Source organism: Atribacteraceae bacterium (assembly GCA_035477455.1).
Classification (GTDB): Bacteria; Atribacterota; Atribacteria; order Atribacterales; family Atribacteraceae; genus DATIKP01.
This window is the reverse complement of sequence record DATIKP010000132.1, coordinates 1-8295: the sequence shown is the minus strand read 5'-3', so window position 1 is coordinate 8295 and position 8295 is coordinate 1. Positions and strand designations below refer to the sequence as shown.

General features: G+C 50.8%; 11 protein-coding genes. 2 read left to right on the top strand and 9 right to left on the bottom strand.

Translation table 11 applies throughout. The features are described 5' to 3' along the window. A partial coding sequence (locus VLH40_08045; protein HSV31954.1) for a hypothetical protein occupies positions 1 to 978 on the top strand: 978 nt, incomplete at its 5' end. 61 nt (positions 979 to 1039) lie between these two features. After that, the gene (locus tag VLH40_08040; protein HSV31953.1) at positions 1040 to 1567 is read left to right on the top strand and encodes a C-GCAxxG-C-C family protein; all 528 of its coding nucleotides are present in this window, start codon (positions 1040 to 1042) and stop codon (positions 1565 to 1567) included. Here the strand turns inward: VLH40_08040 and VLH40_08035 are convergent. The 9 genes from VLH40_08035 to VLH40_07995 all read right to left on the bottom strand — a co-directional run bounded on the left by VLH40_08035 (position 1479) and on the right by VLH40_07995 (position 8274). After that, a complete protein-coding gene (locus VLH40_08035; protein HSV31952.1) occupies positions 1479 to 2735 on the bottom strand; it encodes an amidohydrolase family protein in 1257 nt (418 codons plus the stop codon). The two genes, VLH40_08040 and VLH40_08035, sit on opposite strands and share 89 nt — an antisense overlap. Positions 2736 to 2779: 44 nt before the next feature. After that, a complete protein-coding gene (gene rpe / locus VLH40_08030) occupies positions 2780 to 3460 on the bottom strand; it encodes a ribulose-phosphate 3-epimerase (protein ID HSV31951.1) in 681 nt (226 codons plus the stop codon). Positions 3461 to 3497: 37 nt separating this feature from the next. After that, a complete protein-coding gene (locus VLH40_08025; protein HSV31950.1) occupies positions 3498 to 4553 on the bottom strand; it encodes a galactitol-1-phosphate 5-dehydrogenase in 1056 nt (351 codons plus the stop codon). Then, positions 4550 to 5587, bottom strand: a complete 1038-nt coding sequence (locus VLH40_08020) for an alcohol dehydrogenase catalytic domain-containing protein (GenBank protein ID HSV31949.1) — start codon at positions 5585 to 5587, stop codon at positions 4550 to 4552. Before VLH40_08020 ends, VLH40_08025 begins: the two co-directional genes overlap by 4 nt. 130 nt (positions 5588 to 5717) lie before the next feature. Beyond that, the gene (locus tag VLH40_08015) at positions 5718 to 6158 is read right to left on the bottom strand and encodes an OsmC family protein (protein HSV31948.1); all 441 of its coding nucleotides are present in this window, start codon (positions 6156 to 6158) and stop codon (positions 5718 to 5720) included. Positions 6159 to 6232: 74 nt separating this feature from the next. Continuing rightward, complete coding sequence (gene phoU, locus VLH40_08010) at positions 6233 to 6895, bottom strand: phosphate signaling complex protein PhoU (protein ID HSV31947.1); 663 nt, start codon at positions 6893 to 6895, stop codon at positions 6233 to 6235. Between the two features lie 67 nt (positions 6896 to 6962). Further along, on the bottom strand, positions 6963 to 7442 hold the full coding sequence (locus tag VLH40_08005; protein ID HSV31946.1) for a metallophosphoesterase: 480 nt from the start codon (positions 7440 to 7442) through the stop codon (positions 6963 to 6965). Between the two features lie 6 nt (positions 7443 to 7448). Beyond that, a complete protein-coding gene (locus tag VLH40_08000) occupies positions 7449 to 7955 on the bottom strand; it encodes a nitroreductase family protein (GenBank protein HSV31945.1) in 507 nt (168 codons plus the stop codon). Further along, positions 7906 to 8274, bottom strand: coding sequence for a helix-turn-helix domain-containing protein (locus VLH40_07995; GenBank protein HSV31944.1), 369 nt, complete (start codon positions 8272 to 8274; stop codon positions 7906 to 7908). Before VLH40_07995 ends, VLH40_08000 begins: the two co-directional genes overlap by 50 nt. Positions 8275 to 8295: the final 21 nt, after the last annotated feature.

Below are 8295 nucleotides of genomic sequence, written 5' to 3'. Positions count from 1 at the left end.
GGGTATCCTCAGGCAATTGGCGATATCGATGCTGTGGGAATCAAATTGATCAATGCTGGAAAAGAGATAACGGCCACTCAGCCGATTACCCGGGAAGTGTTGCAGGCTCTCCAGGAGTTTGCGGGAGTGACCGGGATTCACAATCCTCCGGCTATCGCGACTATTCGGCTTTTTGAACAGATGTTTCCGGAGATTCCTTTGATTGGCGTGTTCGAAACCGGTTTTCACCATAACGTTCCTGAACCTCACCGAACCTATGGAATCCCCGAACACTTGGCTCGGAGGTACGGCATCGAGAAACTGGGATTCCATGGAAATTCACACCGTCATTCAGCCCGGAGGCTTAAAACTCTGGCGCCCGGCGCCCGGAAAATCATATCTTGTCACCTGGGGAGCGGTTCCAGTATTTGTGCTGTTCTTGATGGACGTTCGTTCGACATTTCTTCCGGTTTCACACCCCAAAGTGGAACGATCATGTCCACTCGTCCCGGAGATATCGATGCCCAGGTATTGACCTACCTTCAGGAAAAAGCAGGCTTGAGTTGGTCTGAGCTCAATCGAATGCTCCTGACAGACTCAGGACTCCTGGGGATATCGGGAACCAGCGCCGAGATGTGGGAGTTGGAACACTTCGCCGACAAGGGGGACGAACGGGCCCGCCTGGCGATCGCAGTATTTGTCTACCAAGTCAAAAAACACATCGGTGCGTATTTCGCCCTCATGAACGGTCTTGAGGCCCTCTCCTTCACCGGTGGCATCGGAGAAAACGACCCGAAAGCCCGTGAAGCCATCTGCCGGAACCTTGAATCCTTGGGAATCGTGATCGATCCCACCGTCAATGAGGTCGCCCTTGGACAGGAAGCCCTGATCAGTTCCACCCGATCCCTGGTACCGGTATGGGTGATCCCCGCGGATGAAGAATCCCTTGTTGCAGAAGAAACCTATGCATTTCTCCTGGGAAAAAACGTACCATCCTGAAAATTGTTATACAACAAACAGGAAAAAGACATTCCCGCCAAGGGAAAAAGAGGTAAACTCCATGCCTGATGCTGCTTACTATCACGATCAGGGTTTTAACTGTTGTGAGGCGGTGCTCTCTGGTATGTGTGATTATCTGGGTATACAGGCAGACATCGTTCCAAGAATCGCTACCGGTTTCGGCGGAGGGCTTGGGCATACTGGGAATATCTGTGGTGCCGTCACTGGAGCGGTCATGGCCCTTGGTTTGAAATATGGACGAAACCGGTCTGAAGAGAAAGAGATACGGAATAGCCTCTGCCATTTGGTGGAACAATTCCTCGACCGGGTCAAACAGAAAATCGGCGGTATCCAGTGTTTCGAATTGATCGGGGTTCGACTGAATACCGAGGAAGGCATGGCCGTATATCGAGAGCAACACTTGAGAAGACGATGCCACGACATCATCGAGCAGGTGGAAGCGATCGCTCGTGAGTTTATAAACAATCCAAATCTCCCTTTCATGGCAGGCCCAACCTTTCACCGAAAAATTCAACCGGATTGCCCCATAATATCAGGTGTCCGATGTCCCGGGCGGTTGGAAGACTGAGATACCTCCGCTCAACAAAGCCGGTTAAAACCCGGCTGAGGCATTCGAGATTGTAAAGGAGGGAACCCACCGCGCCTTCCGCATTCCAGGAATCACCTCCCAACATGATCCGGGAACCCCCGGTCGCTTCGATCCACTGAGTGAGCGCTAGATCGGCGCAAGTGGGAGACAACAGCGGAAGCCAGGCCAGATCGATGAACAGATTCGGGTAAAAATGGGCCATAGCCCCCGGTTCGCCCACCCAGGGAAATCCTCCATGTAACAAGGAGATTTTCACCGAACGGTAGATTTCAAACACGATCCCAAGCCGGAAAGCGGCGCCTTGAAAGGCTTTTCCTGGACCAGTATGAATCTGAATCGGGAGGTTTCTTTCAACCGCCTTTTCTAAAAAGTAATGAAAAATAAAGTTTTGAAAGTCGTTAATCTCTCCGGCCTCTTCCTTCCCATCCTCCCGCTCGAATGCCCTCCGGGCTCTTTCTCTTGTCACCGGAGGAAAATCAAGTCCCCGATCATAGGCGATGGCACACTTGAGGGAGGTAATCCCAGCTTGCAGGCCCTCAGCGAAACGTCGGTCGATCAATGCCAAATAATCATCGAAAGTGCAGATATCCCGTTCCTTCTCTTCTCCAGGGCGATAAGGTGTATTCCCGTCGTGATCGCGGGCGGAGGCAGAAAAACCAAAAAAATAAGGATCAATACGTAAAACCGGGACAAAGAGCGCCTGGTCTGCTTCATACTCTCCAACTGCCCAGTAAGGATCCCAGACAATGCGCCGGATCGATAACCTGTTTCGTAGCCATTTGTCAATCGTCTGTTCCCGGGCATATTCCTTCTCAATGGCCAAACGAAGGGTTTCCCATTCAGCGTCATCGAGTAAGTCTCCCCGAAAACCGTACATGAAATCGAAGGCCTTCAAGAGATAACGATAAAAGGAACTGGCCGGTACGGTAGAAATTCTCTGCCGAAGATCGATTTTTTGGCAAGTTGTTGTGTACAAATCCCGCGCTCCAAAACAGATCCAGGGAAGATAGCTCTTCTCCAGAATTGAAAAGAGAATATCGTCCTTCCCCTGGTAGCTTGCCTGAGGCAGCAGATGCTCATGGGAGTCGATTTTCGGGTGATTGATAAAATCATTGAAAAGTTCGCGGTAGATTGTTTCTCGTGTCATATTGTGATTCCTTTCTATGAACTGTGAATGGGAGAGAGAAAAAATCAACTCCCGGTTTCACAGAGTTCCCTGAAAGACGCGACAGCCCGGGAAATTGGTTCTTTGCCGGCAAAAATACTGGATGTTCCACCCACAAAACCATTCGCTCCGGCTTTCCTCAACGCCGGTACGGTTCTATCGCCGATCCCGCCATCAACGAATATGTCTAGGGTTTTACTCAGACCATCTCTCATCCTGGCGAGTAAGGCAACCTTATCGATGACCTCCGGAATAAACTTTTGGCCAACGAACCCAGGATCAACCGTCATCAGGAGGACCAGATCCAGATAGGGTAATAGGTATTCAAGAGATTGTACGGGTGTAGCAGGGTTCAACGCTACACCTACTTTTTTGCCCCATTTTTGGACCTGGTTGACCAAATGGTGGAGGCGGGAGCCGGTTTCGACATGAAAGGTAATCATGTCTGCACCCAAATCGGCAAAAAGGGGAATATTCGGTTCCGGATTTTGGACCATCAAGTGCACATCGAAAATCAGGCTGGTTTCCGGACGGAGTTTTTTCATGAGGTTCGTTCCAATGGCATAATTGGGAACGAAATTTCCATCCATAATGTCGATATGCAGCATGTCGGCACCGCCTTGCTCCAGTTCACGAACATCGTCGAGCAAATGCAGATAATTCGCGCAATCCAGGGAAGCGGATATTTTTACCGGTGGTCTTTGCATCTTTTGCTAACCTCCCCTATCCTACGATCTTTACCATTCAAGGAGTCAGGATAACTTTACTGTAAGAAAACGACCGGTTGTACATGTCCGAGAAAACCTGTACTCCTTCTTGCAAAGGGATACAATGGGAAATAATGGGTGACAGGAAAACCTTTCTGTTGCTCTGAGCATCCAAAATCTCCCTCCAATCGGATTCCAGCCGACTGTGACTGGAATTCCAGGTACCGTGAAGACGGATTTCTTTACGAAGAATCCGGGAAAAATCATCGGGCAGCAAGAGGACTTCTTTTCCCTGGTTGCCCAGCAAGAGGACATTGCCCCGCTTGGCTACTACACGAAGCGCCTCTTTCAATGCGGCACCCACCCCCGACGCTTCGGCAACCAGGCCGACCCCCCCCTCTTCAGCCAGAGACGAGAGGCGACTGGACAAGCGGCCGTCTTCCGGAGCAAGGAGTTCGTCAAAGCCCAGGGAAGCGGCTAAGGAAAATTTACCGGTCTCGATGTCGACACCGATCAAGCGGGAACATCCGGCCAGACGAGCCCAATAGCCGAACAACAGGCCGATCGGTCCCAAACCAAAAACGACCACCCGGTCCCCAGGGCACATCATCGAACGCTTTAGAGCATGCCAGGTGACCGCCGCTGGCTCACTCAGGGCTCCGGTATCATAATCGAGGGTTTCCGGTAATTCAATGCAGTTCAAGACCGGTGCGGCGACATACTCGGCAAAACCGCCATCCCGCCGGGAACCCAAATATCCGTACTGGTCACAGAGCTCATACCGAGCGGCTTCACATTGAGGACAACGACGGCAGGGAATCAACGGGTAGACGGTAACCCGCTTCCCCAACCAAGCCCTGTGTGCCGGATCTCGGGTGTCGACAATTTCTCCGGAAAATTCGTGACCGGGAATCAGGGGATACCGATACGCCTCCCCACCGAAAACGCGGGACACATCCGATCCGCATATTCCACAGGCCTGAACTTGGACCAGGACTTCTCCTTTTCCGAGTTCAGGAATAGTTACCTCCCGAAAAACCAGGGAACCCGGAGATTCCAGGACCAGGGCCTTCATAAGGAGGGGAGCGGTCATGGATTGACGATGACCTTCAACCCGGCATGCGATTCGGCCATCTCAAATGCCTCCCGGACGTTTTCCAGGGGAAAACGGTGGGTGATCACCCTTGCCGGACGGACCATTCCGGCGGAGATCACCTGTATAGCCTTCCAATGATGGCGAGGAAGACTGCCGTGGCTTCCCATCACCATGCATTCTTTATAATGAATGACATTGCTTGGGACGCTGATATTCCTACTGTCTTTCGGCAAGCCCCCGAATAGGTTCACCCGGGCGCGGTGGCGGGCGATCGTTATCGCCAACTCCTGAGCAGCGGGTGAAGCGCAGGTAACCATAACTATATCAGGACCTTCGCTCCTGGTCACCGCCCTCACGTTTTCGACGATATCTGGCTGTTCACTCAGGAAGTAATGATCGGCCCCGAATTGGCGAGCCATATCCAAACGATTTTGGGAACGCTGAATGACGATAATGTTTGTTGCGCCCATATGGCGTCCCATTTCGATCATCATGCAACCGATCGGTCCGGCTCCGATGATGGCTAAGCTGTCGCCCACCCCAAGTTTAGCCATTTCCAATCCGTTGATCGCACAAGCCAGGGGTTCGGCCAGTGCCGCCTCGTCATAGGAGAGTGAATCGGGTATCAGGTGTACCGGCCCCTGGTTCAGGATCAGCTCATTGAGAAGCAGGTATTCGGCAAATCCTCCAGGAAATTGATATCCGATCGCGTAATTGATCGCGCAATTTGTGCCCATTCCGTTTTGGCACCAGAAACAGCAACCGCAGGGGACATCGGCACCGACGGCGACCCGGTCCCCCACTTTAAAGCGCTGTACGGAATCGCCGACCTTGACGATATCCCCCGCCGCTTCATGACCCACGATTTGGGGAAAGTTGACCCGCGGATTTCCATGGTGCATGATCCTGATGTCGGAGCCGCAGATCGCACAGGAGTGGACTCGGAGAAGCGCTTCGTTGGCTCCAACCTGGTAATCGGGGACTTCCTTGACATTCAATCGATCCAGAGCTTCTAATACGGCCGCTTTCATGATGAACCTCCTAAAAAATAAATCTGTCAGCTGATAATGAAGGGACAAAAACAAAATAAAAAGGTTGGTTTAGGAAACCCGACGGGATTTCCGTTCACCAACCCCTTTATTTCAAAAACTGAGTGTCCGGTCAGGCCTTGACAACCCGGCCTTCTACCTTGGTTCCATATTTCAAAGTATCCGAAACTGGGCACCGTTTTTCAACCTCTTCATAGAGTAGCTGCATCTCTTCTTCACTGAGGTCCCCGTCAATCCTGACAGTATATCGGATCGCCAAAAATCCGGGGCGGACCTGGTCATACTGGCCCATAAACCCGCGTGGATCCAAATCCCCATCGACGTCGATCTCGATCCCCCTGAAAGCCATCTTTCTCTCACCGGCAACCACACAGACGACGATTCCCAGGCAACCGACCAGAGAAGAAAGCAATACCTCTACAGGATTGGGAGCGGAATCCTCTCCACCGAGGGTAGGCGGCTCATCGAACCGAACGGTAAACTGGCGGATCATACTGTCTACCCGCATACATCCCGACCACTTTCCATTGACCTTGAATTGCATCTCCGGCATGATTACAACCTCCTTATCATTATGGTAATGGACCACAAAGAACGACAATCATGGATTAAGGTGAACGGAGTCGGTCACTGGTGAAGCTCGATCATTTCCCCGGTCTCCATATAATGGATACGCTCGGTAATATTCGTGATATGATCGCCGATCCGCTCCAGGTATCTGGCGATCATGAGGATCCAGATCGCCTGGCGGGCGACTGCCGGGTCAGCTTCAATGTAGGTCACGACCTCTTCGTGTATAGAACGGTAAAGAGCGTCGACCTGATCATCGTCTTCCACAACCTTCTGGACAACTTTCAGGCTCCTCTGAACAAAGGCCGTTGAGGTTTCCTGAAGCATTTTCAGAACCAGTTCCGCCATCTTGGGCACATCGACCAGCGGTTTAAACAGGGGCTGATCGGCCAGGCGGATACTGAATTTGGCAATGTCGATCGAATAATCTCCAATCCGCTCCACGTCGGTGATAATTTTCAATATGCCCGCAATCACTCGCAAGTCTCGAGCAACCGGCTGTTCAAGGGCAATCATTCTCAGGCATTTTTCTTCGATTCGATAATTGTAGTCATCGACAACATCATCAAGCTCAATGACTTTCTTGGCTTTCTCCACGTTTCTTTCCTTCAGGGATTCGATTGAAAGCTCGAGCATTGTTCCGGCTTCTTCAGTCATCAGGACCAAATCTTCCTGAATTTCTTTCAATTGCCTGGTAAAGTTTTCACGTATTACGTCCATCGGTCATCCTCCAAATATTATTCCTGCCGGCTTTGGAAGTCCAGCCGATTCTTCGATTCCAAAGAATCTAAAGTTCCACCAGTTTTGTCTGTCTAATCTTAAGGTCACAGATGGCGACGGTCGGTTTGCCATTCACTATTCCACTGGATTCTCCAGGATTTATGAGAAACTTCCTTTTTTCTTCGCGAATGTCCGGCTGGTGAGTATGTCCATAGACACACAGGTCAAAACGGGTGCTGGCAAAAGCAAGTTCCGCCAGCGGGTAGTCATGGGATACCCATATTGAATATGGGCCTTCACGCCACTCCATATACGGACTGGTTATTCTTCCGCCGGATTTCTGAAAAAGGCCGAGTATTTCTCCGTCATTGTTACCGAGAACGCCAATCCACGGTGTGTTCTGAGCGGTGAGGAGAGCCACAGTAAAAGGAGCGACATAATCACCGGCGTGGACAACCAGATTCACCTGATAGCTAAGGAAAGTTGCCAGCGCTTTCTTCATCGCCGTGAGATTATCGTGGCTATCCGACAGAATACCGATCAACAAGTAAAATCACCCCTTCCTGTAACCCTCCCAATGAAGGATATCCTTAAGGCTCTTCTTATACAGGTGCGTTCCAGGTTGTTCGGCGGGATAACCCAAAGCGATCAGGCTGATCAAACGATGTCCCTCCGGTACTCCAAGCAGTCGGGCCACATTCCGGGCGTAAGGTTTCTTGTCTCCCGCCACCCAACAGGTTCCTAGTCCCAGCGCCCAAGCGGCGTTTAATAGGTTGACCGTTGCTGAACATCCGTCTTCTAAAAAATACATGGTTTCCACGCAAAAAACGGCTATGAGCACCGGAGCATCTTTAATGAAGCGACCATAGTCGGTTTGCAGGGCAATGGATCTTTTTTTTTCAGGTTCGCGAACTATGATGAATTCCCATGGTTGTATATTGATCGCGGATGGAGCCAACCGTGCGCAATCAACTATGGCTTCAATCAAATGCTCCGGGATCGGTTTCGCCTCATATTTTCTGATGGAACGTCGGCTCTTTAATATTTCGAGAATATCCACAAACAACCCTCCTTTTGTTCATTATTAACAAGTCTTTGCGTAACTCTGCTTCCTGTGATTCTGACAGCTTACTGGAGCGTCCACAGCGGACTCCTTCCTGTAGTCCGGCCAGGCCGCTTTTAACGAGTCGGTGCACCCAATTGTAAACACTGACAGGAGAGTGATTGTAAATACGCGCGGATTCATAACCGTCGCCGGTTTTGAGCGCATGAAGCGCAACATGGAGCCGATGGTAATATCTGCCCTCTGTGGTGTAAGATATTTCATCTTCAATTGCAGCAATAAATGTTTCGACATCATCAATTTGTAATTTTTTCATTGGAACAGCCCTCCTTACTCG